The 21,605-nt window shown below is 71.5% G+C and carries 16 protein-coding genes, 1 pseudogene and 1 riboswitch; of the genes and pseudogenes, 5 read left to right on the top strand and 12 right to left on the bottom strand.

The annotated features are described in order from the left end of the window. Window positions 1-21 precede the first annotated feature (21 nt). From CEK69_RS08660 to CEK69_RS08645, 4 genes are all read right to left on the bottom strand, one after another. The gene (locus CEK69_RS08660) at window positions 22-1,395 is read right to left on the bottom strand and encodes a hypothetical protein (protein WP_152245050.1); all 1,374 of its coding nucleotides are present in this window, start codon (window positions 1,393-1,395) and stop codon (window positions 22-24) included. Beyond that, window positions 1,392-2,306, bottom strand: coding sequence for an ABC transporter ATP-binding protein (locus CEK69_RS08655; protein WP_193313942.1), 915 nt, complete (start codon window positions 2,304-2,306; stop codon window positions 1,392-1,394). The genes CEK69_RS08660 and CEK69_RS08655 overlap by 4 nt, the downstream gene beginning before the upstream one ends. Further along, window positions 2,299-2,688: a GntR family transcriptional regulator gene (locus tag CEK69_RS08650; RefSeq protein WP_017910488.1), complete on the bottom strand. Its 390-nt coding sequence runs from the start codon at window positions 2,686-2,688 to the stop codon at window positions 2,299-2,301. Before CEK69_RS08650 ends, CEK69_RS08655 begins: the two co-directional genes overlap by 8 nt. Before the next feature lie 67 nt (window positions 2,689-2,755). Continuing rightward, window positions 2,756-3,490: a M23 family metallopeptidase gene (locus CEK69_RS08645; RefSeq protein ID WP_343195290.1), complete on the bottom strand. Its 735-nt coding sequence runs from the start codon at window positions 3,488-3,490 to the stop codon at window positions 2,756-2,758. A 244-nt stretch (window positions 3,491-3,734) separates the two neighbouring features. After that, a riboswitch (SAM riboswitch) is annotated at window positions 3,735-3,853 on the top strand. 70 nt (window positions 3,854-3,923) lie between these two features. Between CEK69_RS08645 and CEK69_RS08640 the strand changes: the two genes are divergently transcribed. From CEK69_RS08640 to CEK69_RS08630, 3 genes are read left to right on the top strand one after another with little or no spacing between them, the layout of a single operon-like run. Then, a complete protein-coding gene (locus CEK69_RS08640; protein ID WP_150409327.1) occupies window positions 3,924-4,961 on the top strand; it encodes a homoserine O-succinyltransferase in 1,038 nt (345 codons plus the stop codon). After that, window positions 4,958-6,175 (top strand): O-succinylhomoserine (thiol)-lyase, encoded by a 1,218-nt coding sequence (locus tag CEK69_RS08635; RefSeq protein WP_152245048.1) that lies wholly within the window; start codon window positions 4,958-4,960, stop codon window positions 6,173-6,175. The genes CEK69_RS08640 and CEK69_RS08635 overlap by 4 nt, the downstream gene beginning before the upstream one ends. Window positions 6,176-6,183: 8 nt before the next feature. After that, entirely contained in the window at window positions 6,184-7,257 is a 1,074-nt protein-coding gene (locus tag CEK69_RS08630; protein WP_343195289.1) for a homoserine dehydrogenase, read from the top strand. Between the two features lie 157 nt (window positions 7,258-7,414). On the opposite strand, the gene CEK69_RS08625 is transcribed toward CEK69_RS08630, so the two are convergent. From CEK69_RS08625 to CEK69_RS08610, 5 genes and pseudogenes are all read right to left on the bottom strand, one after another. Further along, the gene (locus tag CEK69_RS08625) at window positions 7,415-8,734 is read right to left on the bottom strand and encodes a glycoside hydrolase family 18 protein (protein WP_226975102.1); all 1,320 of its coding nucleotides are present in this window, start codon (window positions 8,732-8,734) and stop codon (window positions 7,415-7,417) included. A gap of 270 nt (window positions 8,735-9,004) precedes the next feature. Beyond that, window positions 9,005-9,187 (bottom strand): annotated as a pseudogene (locus CEK69_RS21250) (Ig-like domain-containing protein); the annotation flags it as partial. Window positions 9,188-9,910: 723 nt separating this feature from the next. Beyond that, window positions 9,911-10,921 carry an alpha/beta hydrolase gene (locus CEK69_RS08620; protein WP_152245046.1) on the bottom strand — a complete coding sequence of 337 codons (1,011 nt, stop codon included), beginning with the start codon at window positions 10,919-10,921 and terminating at the stop codon, window positions 9,911-9,913. Between the two features lie 68 nt (window positions 10,922-10,989). Continuing rightward, window positions 10,990-13,998, bottom strand: coding sequence for a ligand-binding sensor domain-containing diguanylate cyclase (locus CEK69_RS08615; RefSeq protein ID WP_226975097.1), 3,009 nt, complete (start codon window positions 13,996-13,998; stop codon window positions 10,990-10,992). A gap of 195 nt (window positions 13,999-14,193) precedes the next feature. Next, window positions 14,194-15,576: an L-serine ammonia-lyase gene (locus CEK69_RS08610; protein ID WP_152245042.1), complete on the bottom strand. Its 1,383-nt coding sequence runs from the start codon at window positions 15,574-15,576 to the stop codon at window positions 14,194-14,196. Window positions 15,577-15,663: 87 nt separating this feature from the next. Between CEK69_RS08610 and CEK69_RS08605 the strand changes: the two genes are divergently transcribed. Next, window positions 15,664-15,903, top strand: a complete 240-nt coding sequence (locus tag CEK69_RS08605; RefSeq protein ID WP_152245040.1) for a glutaredoxin family protein — start codon at window positions 15,664-15,666, stop codon at window positions 15,901-15,903. Window positions 15,904-15,980: 77 nt separating this feature from the next. Here the strand turns inward: CEK69_RS08605 and CEK69_RS08600 are convergent, their stop codons facing one another. From CEK69_RS08600 to CEK69_RS08590, 3 genes are read right to left on the bottom strand one after another with little or no spacing between them, the layout of a single operon-like run. After that, the gene (locus CEK69_RS08600; protein WP_017907781.1) at window positions 15,981-16,550 is read right to left on the bottom strand and encodes a YceI family protein; all 570 of its coding nucleotides are present in this window, start codon (window positions 16,548-16,550) and stop codon (window positions 15,981-15,983) included. 12 nt (window positions 16,551-16,562) lie between these two features. After that, window positions 16,563-17,129 (bottom strand): cytochrome b, encoded by a 567-nt coding sequence (locus tag CEK69_RS08595; RefSeq protein ID WP_017913645.1) that lies wholly within the window; start codon window positions 17,127-17,129, stop codon window positions 16,563-16,565. Next, window positions 17,126-17,794: a YceI family protein gene (locus CEK69_RS08590; RefSeq protein WP_150409433.1), complete on the bottom strand. Its 669-nt coding sequence runs from the start codon at window positions 17,792-17,794 to the stop codon at window positions 17,126-17,128. Before CEK69_RS08590 ends, CEK69_RS08595 begins: the two co-directional genes overlap by 4 nt. Window positions 17,795-18,025: 231 nt before the next feature. Between CEK69_RS08590 and CEK69_RS08585 the strand changes: the two genes are divergently transcribed. Next, window positions 18,026-21,592 (top strand): ATP-binding protein, encoded by a 3,567-nt coding sequence (locus CEK69_RS08585; RefSeq protein WP_152245038.1) that lies wholly within the window; start codon window positions 18,026-18,028, stop codon window positions 21,590-21,592. Window positions 21,593-21,605: the final 13 nt, after the last annotated feature.

Below are 21,605 nucleotides of genomic sequence, written 5' to 3'. Positions count from 1 at the left end.
CGGGCTTCCCGCTACGGCCGTTCAGTTGAGCAGCCAGGGGTGCGGGCGCTTGCTGGATTGGCGTGCCATCAGGTTGTAGACGATGACCATGCCAAGCAGCAGCAGGCTCCAGGCTGGTGCCAGCCAGTGCGGTGCCACCGCGCGGGGCAGGCCGACCTGGCCGATGCTGATGGCGCCCAGCAGCGTCAGTGCGCAGTGCGCCGCGACCAGCGCCGACACGCTGCGCGGCCAGCGCAGGCAGGCCAGCAGGACGGTGCTGGCAAGCAGGGTCCCGGTCAGGGTGATCGACACCGTCAGTGGGTAGTAGGCGGTCGGGGCGTGTCTGAGCAGCCCGAGCAGCCAGGACAGGCACAGCCACGGAAGCATCGCCGCGATCGCGCATTTCAGCACCACCTGGTTGAACAGCGTGCCGATCTGCCCGGGTGCGCCCAGGCCGGGCAGCAGGGCGCTTTCCATCAGGCCGAGGTTGCCGTGCTTGCGCCAGAGCCACAGTCGTTGCAGAAACTTCGCGCTGGACAGGTTGGCCATGACGTTGGCCAGGATCAGCGGCAGCGTCGGCGATTGCGTGCCCACCAGCAGCAGCGTCCACAGCAACACCAGCGACGGCATGACGAGGACGGCCAGCGCGGTGCCGGCCGCGCTGCCGGGAGCGAAACCTGGACCGAGTGCGAAGCGCATGGCGCGTTCCGGTGCGCCGTGCAGGTCCGAGGGAACGCTGGGGCGCGCGATGCCCTGCATCCACCCACGGCGCCCGGTTTGCGATGCGACCACCTGCCTGATCGCGCCATCGCCGGGCAGGCGCGGCTGCAGGTTCATCCACAGCGGACGCAGCCAGGGCGCGAGCGCGACGGGCCGAGGCGTGCTGGCGCGGCGGTACGCCCACGTCGCGCCCGCGACGCACGCTGCAGCGATGGCCAGCATGGTGCTGCGCGGGTACGCGTCCAATGGCACGCCGACCCAGTAGTGCAGCATGAAGCCGAGGGGCGGCAGACACAGCAGTGCGGTACTGGACCACGCCGGCGCTGTCGCCAGCAGCAGCCCGCCGGACGCGCACAGCAGCAGCGTCGGTGCCGTCAGGCTGGGATCGCTGCCGCGGGGCACGTACAGCAGGACCGGCACCAGCACGGTGCCGGTCACCGCCAATGCGAACAGGCGCGCGAAGCGACTGCGTAGCCCCGGAAGGCGCAGGCGATGCGCCTGCTCGAGCAGGCTCAGCAAGCGTGCGCCGAGTCGTGCCCAGAGCAGCAGCACGATGGGGCAGGTCAGCACCAGCGGCGATGGCGGATTGTCGACCCACGTCAGGGCCAATGCCGCGGCGATCACCCAGGGGTAGACCCATCGGGTCCTGCCCGATGCCGCGTACAGCAGGCGCAGATCGGCGAGCAGGCGCTTCATCCCGCCACCTCGATGAACAGGTCCTCCAGGCCGAGCCGGTCGATGCGCAGACCGGGCACGCCGAGCAGGGCGGAAGGCGGTTCGCTGGCGTGCAGCAGTACGGCGGTGCCGCCGTCGGCGCTGCGGCGCCGTGCGAGTTCGCCGCGCAGCACGGCGTCGCCGAGCAGCGCGGCGGCGGCCGGCGGCAGCGTGAGTCGCAACACGCTGTCCTTGAGTTCGTCCAGCGGCTGGTCGAGCAGCAGCCGGCCCTGGTGCAGGAAAGCCACGCGCGATGCCACCCGTTCCAGGTCGCTGACGATGTGGCTGGAGAACAGCACGGTGGTGCCGGCATCGCAGGTTTCGGTGACGATCTTGCGCATCAGGTCGCGGCGCGCCACCGGATCCAGCGCCGAGGCCGGTTCGTCCAGCACCAGTAGCGCCGGCCGCGCCGCCAGCGCCCGCACCAGGGCCAGGCGCTGGGCCTGGCCGGGCGAAAGCGTGTCGATGCGCTGGCGGCGGTCCAGTTCCCAGCGCTGCAGCAGCGTGTCGGCGCGCTGCGGGTCCCAGTGCGGATAGAGCTGCGCGGCGAAGGCGAGCAGTTCCGCCACGCGCATCCAGCCGAAGGCCTGGGGCTGCTGGGGCACGAAGCCGATGCGCGCCTTGCGCGCGTCGTCCAGGCGCAGCGCCGGACCGCCGAATACCCGCGCCTGGCCGCGCTGCGGCTGCAGCAGGCCGAGCAGGCAGGCCAACAGGGTGCTCTTGCCGGCGCCGTTGCGGCCGATCAGTCCGACCACCTCGCCGCGCCCGATCTGCAGGCCCACGCCTCGCAGCACGTCGCTGGCACCGAACGCCAGGTGCAGGTCGTGCGCCGCCAGCGGCAGGTCCATGTCCAGATCGGTCTGGATTGCGCTCTGCATCGCCACGCTACTCATCGCCAGGTTCTCCAAACAACTGTTCAAGACGTTCGATCACGGGAGGCGCCGGCAGGCCCAGTTCGCGGCAATGCCGGACCAGTTCCTGTAGCCGGGGTTCGATCAACTCCAGGCGCTGCCGTTGCGGTGCGGCGGCGGTCGCGGCCACCGCCATGCCGCGACCGCGCAGGCGTTCCAGCACGCCCTCGGCTTCGAGCTGGCTATAGGCGCGCGAGACCGTCATCGGGTTCACCGCGTGGACCGCGGCGACCTCGCGTACCGAAGGCAGACCGTCGCCTGGGCGCAATTGCCCGGCGGCGACCAGGCGGCGGATCTGTTCGGCGATCTGCCGGTAGATCGGCTCGGGGGCGCTGGGTTGGACGTGGAGATGGGTTGCATCCATGTGTATTAATACATCAATACACTTGGCGAATGTCAATGCGTTTGCCGACGAACGGTAGGCGGCGCGCTCAGGGTGGAGTGGGATGGGCGAAGCGCAATTCGCCCAGCGGGCCGGCCATCCGGAACGGCACCGATTCCAGGCGCAGGCCGCGGTTGAGCTGGACGGCGAAATGCAGGTGCGGGCCACTGCTCAGGCCGGTGTTGCCGGACAGGCCGAGGCGGTCGCCACGCTGCACCGCCTGGCCCGCCCGCACCTGCACGCCGCCTGGGGCCAGGTGTGCGTAGATCGCCATGCTGCCGTCGGCGTGCACTACCCGCACCAGGTTGGCGGCCTGGCCCAGGCGCGGGTCGGTGCCGGATTCGCGGAAGTCGTCGCGCACCTCCATCACCACGCCCGCGCGCGCGGCCAGCACCGGCGTGCCTTCGGGCAGGGCGAAATCCAGGGCATAGGCGTTGGCCGGGTCGCGATGGCTGAAGGCGCCGCCGAAGCCCTGGTCGATGCGCACCGGGCGATCGGCGAAGGGCAGGGCATACAGCACCGCGTCGGCATGGGCGCGCGGCGAACCGGGGACGGCCTCGATGCGCAGTCGGGCGCCGTCGCCGCCGGCCTCGGCGAGGTCGCCGGGGGGATACAGGCGCGCGACCACGCGGCGCTCGCCGGCGGCCAGCTCTACCGTCAGCGGCAGCGCGGGGACGGCGGTGAAGCCGGCGCTGTCGCCGAGCAGGCGGATCTGCACCGGGCCGCCGAGCGGATTGCCCAGTGCGACCTCGCGCAGGCCGCTGTCGCGTGCGGTCACCTGCAGCCACGCCGGCGATGGTTGTGGTTCGGGTCGCGGGGCATTCCAGCGTAGCAGCGGTTGCGCAGGCGTGCCGGTCGCCAGTGCCAGCGACAGGACCACGGCAAGCCAGCGGCGGGGACGGCGTCGGCGCACGGACTGGGGGATCGATGGGGGAAGCGGAGTATGGCCGAGGCCAGGGATCGAAAAATCATATCGCTTCATCCGAATAAAGAGATTGACATGGCCGAAAATCGCTGGCATCGTGGCTCCACCATCGAGACCGGCGGAGGGACAGGCCCTTTGATGCCGGGGCAGCCAGCGGACGCGCAAGCGCCCGTGTAGGTGCCAAATCCTGCGGGGACCCACGCGTCCGCCGAAAGATGGTTCGATCCATGCCTTCTGCATGGCGAACGCGAGCTCCGCGAAGCTCGATGGCCGTTCCTCTCCGGATACCGCCATGCGCCTCGTGAACTCGCCTGATCGCCCCACCTCCGCCACTCCGTCCCACGACCGCGTTGCCGCGCCGGCCGACGGCGTGCACGCGATGCGTGGCGAGATCGCCGTCGCGTTGCCGCTGCGCCACGCCGGTGTGCAACTGCTGCGCCTGCGCTACGAACTGAGCGGCCCGGCTGCCGCGCCGGTGGTGTTCGTCGCCGGCGGCATCTCCGCGCACCGCCATCTCGCCGCCAACGCCAGCTTTCCCGAGAAGGGCTGGGCGGAAGGCCTGGTCGGGCCGGGGCGGGCGCTGGATCCCACCCAGCGGCGGCTGCTGGCGTTCGATTTCGTCGGCGCCGACGGCAGCCTGGACGCGCCGATCGATAGCGCCGACCAGGCCGATGCCATCGCCGCGCTGCTGGACGCGCTGGACATCGCGCAACTGCAGGGGTTCGTCGGCTACTCCTACGGCGCGCTGGTCGGCCTGCAACTGGCGGTGCGGCATCCGCAGCGCCTGCAGAAGCTGATCGCGGTCAGCGGCGCGCACCGCGCGCATCCGTATGCCGCCGCCTGGCGCGCGCTGCAGCGCCGCGCCGTGGCACTGGGCCAGCTGCAATGCGCCGAGAGCCACGGGCTGTCGCTGGCGCGGCAGTTCGCGATGCTCAGCTACCGCACTCCGGAGGAGTTCGGCGAACGCTTCGACGCGGCGCCGGAAGTGATCAACGGCCGCGTCCGCGTCGCCGCCGAAGACTACCTGGACGCCGCTGGCGCGCAGTACGTCGCGCGCACCCAGGTCAACGCCTACCTGCGCCTGTCCGAATCCATCGACCTGCACCGCATCGATCCGGCCGCCGTCGCCGTGCCCACGGTGGTGGTGGCGGTCGAAGGCGACCGCCTGGTGCCGCTGTCGGACCTGGTCACCCTGGTCGAAGGCCTGGGCCCGCGCGGCAGTCTGCGCGTGCTGCGTTCGCCCTACGGCCACGACGCCTTCCTGAAAGAAACCGATCGCATCGACGCGATTCTCGCCACCGCCCTTCGCCCCACCGGAGTTGCCGCATGAGCACTGCCCACGACACCGATCTGCCCTGTAGTGCCGCCACCGCCGCGGTCCGCGCCGGCATCGACCGCGATACCGCCTACGGCGCGGTGACTCCGCCGATCGTGCTGTCGTCGAACTTCAGCTTCGACGGCTTCGGCAACAAGCGCCAGTACGACTACACCCGCAGCGGCAACCCTACTCGCGATCTGCTCGGCGAAGCGCTGGCGGAACTGGAAGGCGGCGCCGGCGGGGTGATCACCGCGACCGGCATGGGCGCGATCAACCTGGTGCTCAACGCGCTGCTGCAGCCCGGCGACAAGCTGGTGGTGCCGCACGACGCGTACGGCGGCAGCTGGCGCCTGTTCAATGCGCTGGCCAAGAAGGGCCACTTCGCGCTGATCACCGCCGACCTGACCGATCCGCGCTCGCTGGCCGATGCGCTGGCGCAGGCGCCGAAACTGGTGCTGATCGAGACCCCGTCCAACCCGCTGCTGCGCATCACCGACCTGCGTTTCGTCATCGACGCCACGCACAAGGCCGGCGCGCTGGCGGTGGTCGACAACACCTTCCTGTCGCCGGCGCTGCAGACCCCGATCGCCTTCGGTGCCGACCTGGTGATCCACTCCACCACCAAGTACGTCAACGGCCATAGCGACGTGGTCGGTGGCGCGGTGATCGCGGCCGATGCCGAACTGCACCAGCAACTGGTGTGGTGGGCCAATGCGCTGGGCCTGACCGGCTCGCCGTTCGATGCGTTCCTGACCCTGCGCGGCCTGCGCACGCTGGACGCGCGCCTGCGCGCGCACCAGGAGAACGCGCAGGCGGTGGTGGAATTGCTGACCACGCACGCCGCGGTGCGCCAGGTGTATTACCCGGGCCTGGCCTCGCATCCGGGCCACACGGTGGCGGCGCGGCAGCAGCGCGGCTTCGGCGCGATGATCAGTTTCGAACTGGCCGGCGGCGAGGCCGAGGTGCGCGCCTTCGTCGATGGCCTGCGCTACTTCACCCTGGCCGAATCGCTGGGCGGCGTGGAGAGCCTGATCGCGCATCCGGCGACCATGACCCATGCGGCGATGACCGCCGAGGCGCGCGCCAAGGCCGGGATTTCCGACGGCCTGTTGCGCCTGTCGGTGGGCATCGAATCCAGTGCGGACCTGGTCGCCGACCTGCAGGCCGGCCTGCAGCGCGCGCAGCGCGCCGGCGAGGCACTGGCCCGCAAACGGGTGGACGCGTGAGCAGCGGGTTGGCCGATGCGCCGCTGGCGCCGCTGCGCACGGTGCCCGACGTGGCCACCGCGCGGCTGGGCCTGCTCGGCACCGGCACCGTCGGCCGCGCCTTCGTCGCGCGCTACCAGACGCTGCAGCAGCGCCGGCCCGGCCTGCCGACTTTCGCCTGGTTGGCCAATTCGCGCACCGTTGCCGATTGCGCGGTGACGCCGGCGCAGGCGCTGGCCGCGGCCAATGCCGCCGCGCGCACGGCGCAGGCGGTGACGTTGCCGGAGGATCTGGGCCGTGGCGACATCGTGGTCGACGCCACCGCCAGCGAGGCGGTGGCGCAGCGCCATGCCGAGTGGCTGCGGCGCGGCGTGCACGTGGTCACCGCCAACAAGCTCGGCCAGGGCGCCGCGCTGGCGCGGGCCGAACAGATCCAGGCCGCCCGCCATGCCGCCAGCACCCACTACGGCGACAGCGCCACGGTCGGCGCCGGGCTGCCGTTGCTGAGCAGCCTGCGCGCGCTGGTTGCCGGTGGCGACCATATCCACGCGGTGGAAGGCGTGCTGTCCGGCTCTTTGGCCTGGCTGCTGCATCGCTACGACGGCCGCCGTGCCTTCTCCGTGTGCGTACGCGAGGCCGCGGCCGCCGGCTACACCGAACCCGATCCGCGCGAGGACCTGTCCGGCGAGGACGTGCGGCGCAAGCTGCTGATCCTGGCCCGCGCCGCCGGCCTGCCGTTGCGCGCCGAGCAGGTGCAGGTGGAGTCGCTGGTGCCGGCCGCGCTGGCCACGGTGCCGCTGGCGCAACTGGATGCCGCACTCGAACAATTGGACGCGCCGCTGGCGGCGCGCCTGGCGCAGGCACAGGCCGCCGGCGCCTGCCTGCGCTTCGTCGGTCGCTTCGATGCGCACGGCGCCTCGGTGGGCCTGCGCGTGCTGCCGCTGACGCATCCATTGGCCAGCGGTGCCGGCACCGACAACCGCGTCGCCATCCACAGCGACCGCTATCTGCAGCAGCCGCTGCTGATCCAGGGGCCGGGCGCGGGCGCCGATGTCACAGCGGCGGCCTTGCTCGACGACGTGCTGCGGATCGCGGTGCGCTGAGCGAAGCGAACGACGCCCGCCATCATGTGCGGGCATCGCGGTTCGGACTGGGTCGATCCCGACGGCAGTCGGCGTGTGGGCAACGCTGCCTGCACGCCGATGCCTGCGGGTCACGCGGTGCGGCCGTCGCGCGTTGCACGACGGCCGGCGCCGCAGCTCATTGCAGGCCCTGGCCCATGGTCTTCAGCAACTCGCCCTGGTAGTCGCCGCTGAATTCCCAGAAGAACGCGCCGCCCAGGCCCTGGGTCTTGACGTAGTTCATCTTCTCGGTGACCAGCGCCGGGTTGTCGTAGCTCCAGAAGGTGCTGCCGTCGTACTTCCAGTGCGCATGCGCCTGCGCGTCGACATAGCTGGTGCCGGCGCGGCCGCGCAGCACCTTGTAGTCCTCGATGCCCGCCTCGTAGGTACCCGGTGCGGCGCTGCCGCTCTGGTACAGGCCGTGGTTGACGTTGGGCACGTTGGTCCAGCCGCGCCCGTAGAAGCCGATGCCGAGGTTGAGCTTGGCGGCCGGCACGCCACGGTCGAGGAAGGCCTGGATGGCGTCGTTGCTGTTGTAGTAGCGCTGGTCGCCGCTGGACGGATCGGCCGACGACTCGAACAGCGCGGAGTGGTGGTTGGTCTGCGGATCCCAGGCGCCGTGGAAGTCGTAGGTCATCACGTTGAGGTAGTCCAGGTATTGCGCGTACAGGTTCGGGTCGGTGACGCGGATCTTGTCGATGCCGGCGCCGACCGCCACAGTCAGCAGCAGCCCAGGCCGCACCTGGTCGAGCTGACGGCGGAACTCGGCCAGCAGCGCGGTGAAGTTCTGCCGGTCTTCCGCACTGCCGCAAGCGATGCCGCAGGCCACCGGGTATTCCCAGTCGATGTCGATTCCGTCGAACACGCCGGCCGCGGCCGTTGCGCCACCGGCGCCGTCGGTGACCGGCAGGTTGCCGCGGATGTAGGCATCGATGCACGAGGCGACAAACGCCTGGCGATTCTCGGCGCGCGCGGCGCTGGAGAAGCCGCGCGACCAGGTCCAGCCGCCCAGCGAGATCAGCACCTTCAGCCCCGGATGCGCGGCCTTGAGCTTCTTCAGCTGGTTCCAGTTGCCGCGCAGCGGTTGGTCCCAGGTATCGCCCACGCCGTCCACGCTTTGCGCGGCGGAGAACGCCTTGGTGTAGTCGGCGAATGCATCGCCGCCGGCGCCGGTGCTGCTGTCCGACGGCTGGGTCACGCCGACTTCGCAGCGGTTGTTGCGGACGTTGCCGAAGGCGTAGTTGATGTGGGTCAGGTAGCCGGCGGCGCCGCTTGTCTGGATGTCGCGCACCTGGTAGTTGCGGCCGTAGATGCCCCACTGGGTGAAGTAGCCGATCACGCGCTTGCTGCCGCCGGCGCTGGCGGGCAGGGTGCGCACGCTCAGCGTGGCGCTGCTGGCCGAGACGTTGCCGGCGTTGTCGCGGGCACGGACCGCGTAGGCGTACGCAGTGTCGGCGATCAGCGCCGAGTCGGTGTAGCCGGTGGTGCTGGAGGTGCCCACGCGATTGCCGTCGCGGAGGATGTCGTAGCCGGCCAGGCCGCTGCCGCCGGCGTTGTCGGAGGCGGCATTCCAGGTCAGGGTGATGGCGTTGCTGGCGCGCGTGGTGGCGGCCAGGCCGGTCGGCACGCTTGGGGCGGTCGTGTCGGTCGACGGTGCCGCGATGCTGATCGCGACCGCGGCCGAGGTGGTGCGGGCGCCGGCGTTGTCGGTGGCCACCGCGGTCAGGCTGTAGTCGCCGGCCGCCGCGCCGCTCCAGGACAGCGTGTACGGCGCGCCGCTGACGCTGCCCAGCGAGGTGCTGCCGCGGAAGAATTCGACCCGCGCCACGCTGCCGTCCGGATCGCTGGCCGACGCCTGCAAGGCGATGGTGGTGCCGACCACGAAGCGGGTGCCGGTCGTGGGCGCGGTCATGGTCACGCTCGGTGGCTGGTTGCTCGAACTGCCATCGCAGGTGCCCAGGTCCTGGTACCAGCCGCAACTGGTGCAGTACGTCGGCGCGGTGTTCCAGATCGGACCGTTGGCGCGGTACAGGTGGCCGGCGTAGGTCAGGGTGTCGCCGGCGGCGTAGATGGTGGCCGGGTTCCAGGCGGCGACGCCGGTGCACGCGGCGGCCCAGGTCTGGCCGGGCGCGAGGCCGGCCAGGACGAGACAACAGAACAGCAACCACGATCCAGCGGATTTCGTGTTCATGGTGACGCCTCCGATGCGGTAGGTAGCGCGACTGAGGAGCGGCGGTGAGCCGCCATCTGGTTCCTTGAGTCCGATCACCCGGGGGCTTGGAGACGCGTGGCGCCGACGTCGTTTGACTCGCACGCGGACCGGGCACGCGCAGGGTCCGAATGAGAAGACAACGTTGTCAACCGACAAATCTAACGAATGCGAGACAGATCCAGGATTGCTGCGATGACAACGTTTTCATGATTGTTCGATGCTGCGGTGCAGTGCGGGTGTGTCGAGTGCACCGAAGCGTGAGTGGTGCAGGGCGTGAGGCACACCGCCGAGCGGATGCGTGCAGCGCGCGCTGCTTGTCGATGGTGCGGCGGTGGCGCCGCGACGACCCGAGAGATTCCGCGGCAAGACGCGTTCGCGCCGCCGTGCAAGGTCAGTGACCGGACCTGTCGCGGGTGCGCGCGCTCAGGGCGCCGTGTCCAGCGCCTCGAGCAAGGCCGCATTGAAGCGTTGTGGCGCTTCCACTTGCGGCGAATGGCCGAGGTCGTCGAAGGCGACCAGGCGCGCGCCGGGAATCGCCGCAGCCGCGCGCTTGCCCAAGACCGGGTAGTCGCCCAGGGTGGCCGCCAGCGCCGGTGGCGCCAGGTCCTTGCCGATCGCGGTCCGGTCGCGCTGGCCGATGAACAGGGTGGTCGGCACGCGCAGTTGCGGGAAGCGCTGCACCACCGGCTGGTTGAACACCATGTCCGAGGTCAGCGCCTGGTTCCAGGCCACGCGGTCGCCGCCGGGACCGGCGTAGAGGCCGGCCTGCATGCTCACCCAGCGGTCGTACTCGGGCTTCCACTGTCCGCCGTAGTAGACGGTCTGCTGGTATTGCTTGATCGAAGCCGCGTCGGTCTTGCGCTCCTTGGCGTACCAGTCGTCGACGCTACGCCACGGCACGCCGGCGGCCTTCCAGTCCTCCAGCCCGATCGGGTTCACCAGCAGCAGCTGGCTCACGTCCTGCGGGTACTGCAGTGCGTAGTGCGCGGCGAGCATGCCGCCCATCGAATGGCCGACGATCGCGGCGCGGGTCACGCCGGCCTGTTGCAGCAACGCATGGGTATTGGCCGCCAGTTGCGCGAAGCTGAACTGATAGGCCTGCGGCTTGCTCGACTTGCAGAAGCCGATCTGGTCCGGCGCCAGCACCCGGTAGCCCTGTGCCACCAGCGCGGCGATGGTCGATTCCCAGGTCGCCGCGCAGAAGTTCTTGCCGTGCAGCAGCACCACGGTGCGGCCGTTCGGCGTGCCGGTCGGGGCCACATCCATGTACGCCATCTGCAGCGGCTGGCGCTGCGAGTCGAAGCGGTACCAGTGCACCGGATAGGGATAGGCGAAGCCTTCCAGTTGCGCGCCGTGGCGCGGCGGTGCGTCGGTGGCCGCGGCGGAGGCGGGCGGCGACAGGGCGAGGGCGGCGAGCAGCAGGCAGAGGCGCATGGGAGCGGGACGGCAGACGTGATGGGCCACGACCTTAGCCCGGCGCGCGCTTGCCAGGCGTCAACGCGTCACGCGGGCGGCGGCAGGCTGCCGCCGTTGTGCACCAGGGTCAGGCAGGCGTGGTGCTGCATCCGCGCGAGCGGTTCCTGCAGCGCGGCCAGCACCTGCTCGGCCTGCGCACCGAGCACCGGCCGGTACGCCGCCCAGCCGTTGCGGCCCTTGGCCTTGGCCTGGTACAGCGCACGGTCCGCCAGTACCAGCAGTTGTTCCCAGCCGAGCAGGTTGTCGGGGTCGTGCACGAACGGGAATTCCGCCAGCCCGATCGAGCAGGTGACCCGGCCCTGGCGGCCGTGGTCGAGCACGAAGGGGTGCGCGGCGACCGAGCGGCACAGCCGTTCGGCGGCCATGGTGAGGTTCTCGCGCGGCGCCGAACGCAGCACCAGCAGGAACTCCTCGCCGCCCCAGCGCACCACGTAGTCGCTTTCGCGGGTCAGCCGCACCAGCAACTGCGCCATCTGCTGCAGCACCGCGTCGCCGGTGTGGTGGCCGCCGCTGTCGTTGATCGACTTGAAGTGGTCGATGTCGATCAGCGCGAACAGCATGCCTGAGGACAGCATGTCCTCGTCGTTGGCGGCCATGCGCCGGTACAGCGCGATGTCGCTGGGGATGTGCAGCGACAGGTAGCGGCGGTTGCGCAACTGGGTCAGCTCGTCGGTGAAGCTGGCCTCCTGCAGGCGCTGGTTGGCCGCCTGCAGCGCCTGGGTGCGCTCGCGCACCTGGCGTTCGAGGATGTCGCGCTGGCGCCGGTTGTGCAGCCGCGCCAGGGCCACCGCGCACAGCAGCAGGGCGAACGCGCCCAGCGTCAGCAGCAGCCTGTAGAACGGCGTCTCCTGAAAGCGCAGCGCGATCCGCAGCGGCAGCCGCGCCGGCGCGGCCGCCCACACGCCGGCGTTGTTGCTGCCGGTGACTTCGAAGACGTAGTCGCCGCCGGGCAGGTTGGTGTAGCTGACCGCGCGCTGGCGGATGTCGTCGAGGGTGCGCCAGCCGCGGTCGTAGCCGAGCAGGCGGTAGCGCAGCTCGACGTTCTGCGGCGCCTGGAACGAGGCTGCGGTGAACTCGAAGTCGAGGTCGCGCGCGCCTTCCGGCAGCGGTGCGGGCAGCGCCTGCGGCGTCAGCCACTGGCCCAGCGCACGCACCCGCTCCACAACCGGCTGCGGCGCCACCGGATTCTTGACGATGCCGGCGGTGTCGAGCGCGACCACGCCGTCGCGGCTGGGCAGCCACAGCGCGCCGTGCTCGATGAAGCCCTTGCCGTTGCCGGCGCCGTTGCAGCACATGCCCTGCACGCCGCCATGGCGCTGCGCGCGCTCGGTGAGCATCAGTTCGGCGTTCAGCGGCGCCTGTGGCGACGCCGCATGGCGCAGCAGGTCGGCCAGGCGCACGCGGTAGACCCCGCGCAGGCCGGCCACCCAGATCGCGCCGCGGCCGTCGTCGGCGATGAAGAACGCGGCGTTCACCGGCAGCCCGTCCTGTTCCCCGAACGCGTACCAGTGCGCGCCGTCGAACAGCCACAACTGCTCGTTGAGGGTGCCGACCAGCCATTGCCCGCCGGGCAGCTCGTGGATCGCGGTGACGTCGGCGCTGGCCAGCGCCGAGCCCGGCGGCGCCAGCGCGACCAGGCGCTCGCCGCGCAGTTCGTACAGGCCCGACTGCGCGCCGACCAGCAAACGCCCGTCGCGGGTCTCGTGGATCAGGCGGATGCGCGGATCGCGCAGGCCCTCGGCCGTGCCGTAGTGGCGCAGCCGCGTGCCGTCGGCGCGGAACAGGCCGTCGGTGCTGGCGAACCACAGCCGCTGCGCGCGATCGCGGACGATCCCGCTGATCTGCAGGTCGCGCAGCGGCGTCAGCCAGTCCGGCTGGCTGAGCCGGCCGTCGCGGTACAGGGCGGCGCCATGGCGGGTGCCGATCCACAGCTGGCCGGGTTCGGCCAGTAAGGTATAGGGCGCCTCGTTGTGCAACTGCGCCAGGCTCAGGCGCGGTTGGTAGCGGCCATCGCGCAGCTGCGACAGGCCGCTGTCGGTGCCGACCCACAGCGATCCGTCCGGATCGCGCGCCAGGGTCCACACCAGCGCGTCGTCCAGCCCTTCGTGCGTGCTGTAGCGCCGGGTCCAGCCGTTCCACAGCCGGGTGGCGCCGTTCCAGCTGCTGCCCAGCCACAGGTTGCGCTCGCGGTCCTCGAAGATGGCGTTGACGCCGACGTTCGGCTTGTTTTCCGGGTTGCGTTCGACGATGGCGCCATCGCGCACGCGCAGCAGCGCGCCGGGCTGTCCCACCCACAGGTTGCGGTCGCTGTCCTCGAACAGGGCCTGCACCGCGCGCCGGCTCGTCGCGGCGGTATCGGGCAGCCATTGCCAGCGCCCGTCGCGGCGCAACAGCAGGCCGTCGCGGGTGCCGGCCCAGAGCCTGCCTTGCGCCTCCAGCAGGTGCTGCACCGGCGTCGTGCCGGCCTCCTGCGGCAGTGCCAGCGACTCCGGCGCGTCCTGGCCGGCGACGAAGCGCAGCACCGCGCCACGCGTGCCCACCCACAGCGCGTCGGCGCGCGGCAGCAGCGTGTAGGCGCCGCCGGCGATGCGGTGACGCAGTTGCAGGCGATCGCCTTGCACCGCGTAGACGCCATCCTGCGCCGCGACCAGCACGCTGCCGTGCGCGTCGGTCGCGATCGCCTCGATATTGAGCAACGGCGCCTGCGGGTCCTGCGGCAGCAGCGTGGTGAAGCGTCCGTCGCGGTAGCGCGACAGGCCGCGGTAGGTGCCGATCCACAGCGTGCCGGCGGCGTCCGCGTGCAGCGCCTTGATCAGGTTGCCGGGCAGGTGCGCCGGCGCTCCCTCGTTGAACGAGGTCATGCGCACGCCGTCGAAGCGGGTCAGCCCGCCCATCGTGCCGATCCACAGATAGCCCTGACGGTCCTGGGCGAACGCCTGCACGCTCAGCTGCGGCAGGCCCTGGTCCAGCCCCCAGCCTTCGCGCTCGTAGTGATGGAACTGCTTGTCCGGCTGCAGTGCTCGCGCCTGCGGCACACATGCGCTCCACGCTGTCGAGAGCATGGCCAGCTGTAGCGCCAGCAGGCGCCAGGAGGCGTGTGGAAACCGCAAGCGCATGCCCATGCCGGATCGGCCGACGTCTCTGTCGTTAGCGGCAACGCCACGCGGATCTTGATGCGCGCGGCAGCGAGGACGCTGGTGATCACCCGGGCCAGCGTCCATCGGGCTGGCTCAGCACTCGATGACGTTCACCGCCAGCCCGCCGCGGCTGGTTTCCTTGTACTTGTCCTGCATGTCGCGGCCGGTGTCGCGCATGGTGCGGATCACCTTGTCCAGCGACACCTTGTGCTTGCCGTCGCCGCGCATCGCCATGCGGCTGGCGTTGATCGCCTTGACCGCGCCCATCGCGTTGCGCTCGATGCACGGGATCTGCACCAGGCCGCCGATCGGGTCGCAGGTCAGGCCGAGGTTGTGCTCCATGCCGATCTCGGCGGCGTTCTCGATCTGTCCCGGCTTGCCGCCGAGCGCGGCGACCAGGCCGCCGGCGGCCATCGAGCAGGCCACGCCGACCTCGCCCTGGCAGCCGACCTCGGCGCCGGAGATGGAGGCGTTTTCCTTGTACAGGATGCCGATCGCCGCGGCGGTGAGCAGGAAGTCGAACACGCGCTGTTCGTCGGCGCCGGGGCAGAAGCGGTCGAAGTAGTGCAGCACCGCCGGGATGATCCCGGCCGCGCCGTTGGTGGGTGCGGTGACCACGCGACCGCCGGCGGCGTTCTCTTCGTTGACCGCCAGCGCGTACAGGTTGACCCAGTCCAGCGTGGTCAGCGGATCGCGCATCGCCGCTTCCGGCTTGGACGACAGCTCGCGGTACAGCGCCGGCGCGCGCCGCGACACGTGCAGGCCGCCGGGCAGGGTGCCTTCTTCGCGGATGCCGCGGGTCACGCAGGCCTGCATCGCGCCCCAGATCTCGCGCAGGCCGGCGCGGATCTCGTCCTCGCTGCGCCAGCACTTCTCGTTCTCGAACATCAGCGCGGCGATGCTCAGGCCGCTGCGCGCGGCCTGCGCCAGCAGCTCGTCGCCGCTCTTGAACGGGTAGGGCAGCGGCGTCTCGTCGGCGACGATGCGGTCGTCGGCGGCGTCGTCCTGGTTGACCACGAACCCGCCGCCGACCGAGTAGTAGTCGCGCGTGGCGACGACTTCGTCGTTGGCGGCGTAGGCGGTGAAGCGCATGCCGTTGGTGTGGTACGGCAGCTTCTGTCGCTTGTTCATCGCCAGGTCGCGCTTCTCGTCGAAGGCGATCTCGTGCCGGCCGAGCAGGTTGATGCGTTTGCTGCTGCGGATGCGCTCCAGCGCACCGGGGATGATGTCCGGATCGATCAGGTTCGGGCGCTGGCCTTCCAGGCCCAGCAGCACCGCCTTGTCGGTGCCATGGCCGCGCCCGGTCAGGGCCAGCGAGCCGAACACTTCGGCACGCAGGCGCACCACGTCCTGCAGGCGGCCCTGGTCGAACAGCCAGCGGTGCACGAAGCGCTCGGCGGCGCGCATCGGCCCCACCGTGTGCGAGGAACTCGGCCCGATGCCGATCTTGAACAGGTCGAAGGTGCTGACAGCCATGCGCGTGCCGAGGGGGTGGGCGAAAGACCGTCTATTCTATGCTTCCGGCGCGCGGCCCAGGTCCGCAGCGCAGCATAGGACGCGAGCATGTCCCTGACCCTGTACCAGCGCGACGACTGCCATCTGTGCGACCAGGCTCTGCAGGTGCTGGCGCAGGCGCGCGTGGCCGAGCCGGACAGCGTGTTCATCGACGACGACGCGACGCTGGAGGCGCGCTACGGGGTGCGCGTGCCGGTGCTGCGCGCCGCCGACGGGCGCGAGCTGGACTGGCCGTTCGATGTTGCCGGCGTGCGCGCCTGGCTGGCGGCGTCGCCCGAATGCGCGTGAGCCGCGCATAAAAAAAGCGGCGGACCCGACGAGGAAATCCGCCGCTTAGCGGCCGCGCGCCCGCGGCCTGTGGCGAATCACTTCGCCTTGAACACCACCTTGGTGCTGATCGCGGTTTCGTTGGGAATGGTCTTGGTGTCGGCCCAGTCGCCGCCGCCCACGCCGAAGTCCAGACGCTTGACCGTGGCCTTGCCGGCCAGCACCGGCTGCGCGCCCGGGGTCCAGGTGAAGGTCAGGGTCACCGGCTTGGACACGCCGCGCAGTTCCAGGGTGCCGTCGGCGGCGAACTGGTTGTTGCCCAGCGCGCGGAACTTGTCGGCGCGGTAGTGCGCGGTGGCGAACTTGGCCACGTCGAAGAAGTCCGCGCCCTGCAGGGTGGAGTCGCGGTCGGTGTTGCCGCTCTTGGCGCCGGCCAGCGGGATGGTCACGTCGAGCTTGGCGCCGGCCAGGTTGGCCGGGTCGAAGCTGAGCTTGGTGTCGAAGCCGGGGAACTGGCCGGTGAACACTTCGCCGTCGTACTTGCTGGCGAACACCAGGGTGGAGCCGGGGGCCTGCACATAGTCGGCGGCCTGCACCGCGGGGGCAGCGGCGAGCAGGGCCACCAGACTGGCGGCGACGGCGGCGGGGGACGCGAAACGGGTGGACATCGAAACAGCTCCTCAGGACTTGGGGGTGAGCCAGCCGCGCGGCAACATCCGCGCCAGGGTGGCATCGCGTTGGAACAGGTGGTGGTAGAAGGCGGCGCCGGCATGCGCCAGGACCACCGCGATCAGCAGCCAGAAGCCCCATTCGTGCACCGTGTGCGACAGGTCGCGCAGGTGCCCGTTCGGGGCGCTGAGCTTGGGCACCGCGACCAGGCCGAACCAGCGGAACGGGCGCAGGCCGCTGGCGGAGTCGTACAGCCAGCCGGACAGCGGGATGGCGAAGATCATCACGTACAGCAAGGCGTGGGTGGCGTCGGCGATGCGCTCCTGCCAGCCGGGGGTGCCCGGCACCGGCTTGGGCGCGCCGGCGTACAGGCGCCAGCCGAGCCGCACGATCACCAGCGCCAGCACGGTCAGGCCCAGCGACTTGTGCGCGGTGTAGACCCAGAAATACTTGGGCGTCTTCGGCAGTTCGCCCATGGTCAGGCCGACCACGCCGAGCAGCAGGATCAGGGCGGCGATCAGCCAGTGCAGGGTCTGGCTGACGCTGCCCCAGCGGTCGGGGGTATTGCGGGCGCTCATGGCGTGCCGTCCTGCGCCGCCGGCGCGGTGGGGGTGTCGGTGGGAGCGGCAGGCGGAGTGCCCGGCGCCGGATCCGGTTCGGCCTTGGCGCCGCCCTCGCGGGTGGCCTCGGCCTCGATGCGCAGTTCCACCGTGCCGCCGATCACCGATGGCCAGGAACTGATGCCGAAGTCGGCGCGCTGCAGCGTGGTGGTGGCGGAGAAGCCGGCGGTGCGACGGAACGGCGGCAGCGGATGACGCTTCACTGCGTTCAGGGTCACGTCCAGGGTCACCTCGCGGGTGACGCCGTGCAGCGTCAGCTGCCCGATCACCTTGGCGTGCTGCGCGTCGATCGGCTCGACGCGGGTGGAGACGAACTGCGCTTCCGGGTAGTGCTCGCCGTCGAGCAGGTTGTGCGCCAGCGCGGCGCGGTTCCACTTCTCGTCGCCCAGGTCCAGCCGCTGCAACGGCACCCGCGCCTGCAGCCGTGCGCTGCGCCAGTCGTCCGGGTCGAACACCAGGGTGCCGGTGCTGCCGGACACGGTGCCCAGCGCCTTGGAGAATCCGGCGTGCTCGATCGCGAACAGCACCCGGGTGTGCACCGGGTCCAGCGCGTACTGCGCCGGCGCGGCCAGGGCGGCGCCCGGCAAGGCCAGCAGGAGGGCCACGAGAGAGGGTCTGAACATGGAGCGGGGCCGCGCTGGGAGGTCGCCGGATTCTAGTCACAGTCCGGGCCGGCTGCGTACCTGCGGCGCGTAACGGTTCGTTGCGCGCGGTGGCAGGTGTGATTTTTCCGCGGCCGCGGGGTATAAGAACGCTGCCGCGGCGAGCGGCATACGGAGCGGGCGCGCCGCGCGTCCGGCCCCGGCAGTGCGCCGGTGTTCATCCGCCGACGTCCTTTGCCGGAGCCGATGTCCATGCCCATCCCGCATCCCCCACGCCGGTGGCGCTGCTGGGGGCTGGCCTGCCTGTTGGCGCTGGCCGCCGTGTGCGCCGATGCCAATGCCGCGGTGCCGGAACTGCCGCGCTTCCGGGTGTTCTCCGGCGAGCAGGGGCTGCCGTCCAGCGATATCTCCGGGTTGCAGCTGGACCGCGACGGCTATCTGTGGATCGCCAGCGGCGACGGCCTGGCCCGCTACGATGGGCGCGAGTTCCGGGTCTGGCGCCACGATCCGGCCGATCCCGCCTCGTTGCGCTGCAACTACGTGCAGGACCTGCACATCGACGCGCGCGACCGCATCTGGGTGGCCTGCGAGGGCGGCGGCCTGAGCATGCTCGGCGCGGACCGGCGCGGCTTCCGCCACTTCAACATGGCCACGCAGCCGGCGATGCGCAGCGACGACGTGTTCGCCATCGCCAGCCGCGGCGACGCGGTGTACTTCGGCACCTACCGCGGCGGCCTGTACCGGCTGGGCGGCGACGGCCGCGTGCAGCGCATCCGCGCCGGCGATCCGGCGGTGGACGCGCTGCTCGACAGCGCCGTGCTGACCCTGGCCTTCGACGATGCCGGGGTGCTGTGGGTGGGTACCTTCAAGGGCCTGGTGCGCTACGACGGCCGCCACGCCAGCGCCTACCGCATCGACGACGGCATGCCGCAGGAGGAGCAGGTGATCATGTCGATCACCCGGCTCAGCGATGGCCTCTGGTTCAGCGGCAACACCGGCCTGTTCCGGCGCGACCGTGCCGGGCGCTGGTTGCGTGCGGACTGGATCGGCGCACTGCATCGCGCGGCCAACGCGATCGCCGAGGACGGCGCCGGCGGCTACTGGCTCGGCAACGGCGAAGGCCTGTGGCACAAGCCGGCCGACGGGCCGGCGCGGCGGGTGGATACCGGCGGCGCGGCGGTGTCCGGCGCCAGCGTGGTGGAGACCGTGCTGCGCGACCGCGAGGGCGGCCTGTGGGTGCCGCTGCCGACGCGCGGCCTGGGCTACCTGCGTCCGGACTGGCGCCGCCTGGCAGTGCTGGGCACCGCGCAGGGCCTGCCCGCCGATCAGTATGTCGGCCTGGCGCCGGCCCGCGCCGGCGGCGTGTGGCTGCTCGGCTCCGGCGCCAGCGTGTTCCGCCTCGACACCACCAGCGGTGCGCTGAGCGCGCCGCATTGGGCCAACGGTGCGCCCAGCGGGCGCTTGCTGTCGGTGCTGGACGACCCGCGCGGGGCATTGTGGATGGGGGGCAGCAGCACGCTGCTGCGCGGCCCGCTGGACGGGGGCACCCTGCAGCGCTGGACCCGCGCCGCCGGCGAGGCCGATCCGATCCCGGACGGCACGCTCGCCTGGCTGCAACTGGACGCACGCCAGCGGCTGTGGATCGCCGCGCCGGGCTACGGCGTGCAGGTGCGCGATGGCGACGGCCACGTGCTGCAGAACCTCCCCGGCGGCCAGCACGGCCTGGCCGGCACCGACATCGCGGCGTTCGCGATGGCGCCGGACGGCACGCCGTGGGTGGCCGCCGAACAGTTCCAGCACTGGGACGGCGCGGCCGGGCAGTTCCGCACGCCGCCGGAGCTGGCCGGCGAGAAGGTGCAGTCGTTCGCCTTCGCCGACGCGCGCACGCTGTGGGTGCATCGGCTGTCCGGGCTGGAACTGTGGCGGCGCACCGGCGCGCACTGGCAGCGCAGCCAGCGCTACGCGGTGGCCGACGGGCTGCCGGCCACCGAGTCCAGCGCGCTGGTCGCCGATTCGCAGGGGCGCGCCTGGCTGGGCATGCGCCGTGGCCTGTTCCGGGTCGATCCGCGGCGCACGCCGGCGGTGCGCGCGTTCGGCACCCGCGACGGGCTCGGCAGTCAGGAACTGGTGCGGCGCGGCCTGCTGATGACCGCCGACGGCGTGCTGGTGGCGGCCGCCGCGGACGGCAGCGTGGCGCTGCTGGACACGCAGCAGCCGGATCCGGTGCCGGTGCCGCTGGCGCTGAGCATGGAGAGCGTGCAGGTGCGGCGCGGCCCACAACTGCTGACGCTGCCGACGCGCGGCGACTTCACCCTGCGCTCGGACGACCGCGACCTGCGCGTGGCGGTGCGGCTGCTGTCCTACATCGATCCGGAACACATCGTCTACCGGTTCCGCCTGCCGGGTTACGACCGCGATTGGGTCAGCACCGGCGCCAGCGGCGAACGCACCCTGCCGCAGCTGCCCGATGGCGCGCAGGTGCTGGAGATCCAGGCGCGCACCCGCAACGGCGCCTGGTCGCCGACGCTGCGCCTGCCGTTCCGGGTGCAGCCGCCGTGGTGGCGCAGCGTCTGGGGCATCGTCGGGCTGCTCGCTGCGGCCGGCCTGCTGCTGCTGATGTCGCTGCGCGCCTACCGGCGCCGCCTGGGCCGCCAGCACGCCTGGGAACTGGCCCTGCACAAGCAGGAACTGGCCGAGCAGGCCTCGCTGGCCAAGACCCGCTTCCTGGCCACGCTCGGCCACGAGGTGCGCACGCCGCTGACCGGGGTGCTGGGCATGAGCGAACTGCTGCTGGCCACGCCGCTGGATCCGAAGCAGCGCGGGTATACCGAGTCGATCCGCCGCGCCGGCACCCACCTGCTGCACCTGGTCAACGATGCGCTGGACCTGGCGCGGATCGAGGCCGGGCGCCTGCGCCTGGAGTCGCAGCCGTTCGCGCTGCAGGCGCTGATCGCCGAAGTGGTCAACCTGATGGCGCCGCTGGCGCAGGCGCGCGGGCTGCGCTTCGATCTGCACGACGGCATGCCCGGCGCGACCACGGTGGAAGGCGATGCGCTGCGGGTGCGGCAGATCCTGCTGAACCTGCTCGGCAACGCGATCAAGTTCACCAGCAGCGGCTCGGTGGCGCTGAAGGTGGCGCCGGGGCAGGACGGCCAGGGGTTGTGCATCGAGGTGGCCGATACCGGCCCGGGCATCGGCAGCGAGCAGCAGGCGCGGCTGTTCCAGCGCTTCGAACAGGGCGATGGCCCGCGCACCGCGGTGCGCCAGGGCGGCAGCGGCCTGGGCCTGGCGATCAGCCAGGAACTGGCGATGGCGATGGGCGGGCGCATCCAGGTCGAGAGCCGGCTGGGGCACGGCGCGCGTTTCCGCGTGGGCCTGCCGCTGCGCTGGCGTCCGGCGCAGGAACCGGCGGCGGTCCCGGTGCCGGCACCGCGCGCGCGCACCGCGCTGCGCATCCTGCTGGTCGAGGACGAACCGACCGTGGCCCAGGTGATGGTCGAACTGCTGCGCGGCCGCGGCCATCAGGTGACCTGGGCCGCGCACGGCCTGGAGGCGCTGACCGAAGCCAGCCAGGGCAGCTTCGACATCGGCCTGCTCGACCTGGACCTGCCGGCGCTCGACGGCCTGGCGCTGGCGCGGCAGTTGCGTGCGCTGGGCCATGGCTTCCCGCTGCTGGCGGTGACCGCGCGCTCCGACGGCGAGGCCGAGGCCGCCGCACGCGCCGCCGGATTCGCCGGGTTCGTGCGCAAGCCGGTCACCGGGCAGATGCTGGAAGGGGCCATCGACGCGGTGCTGGACGGGGCGCCGCCGCCGCTCTGAGTCGATGCGGGAC

Origin of the sequence: Xanthomonas sp. LMG 12462, assembly GCF_009192885.1 — a bacterium.
GTDB classification, from domain to species: domain Bacteria; phylum Pseudomonadota; class Gammaproteobacteria; order Xanthomonadales; family Xanthomonadaceae; genus Xanthomonas_A; species Xanthomonas_A sontii.
The sequence above is the reverse complement of the archived record's forward strand: the minus strand, read 5'-3'. Positions and strand labels throughout refer to the sequence as shown.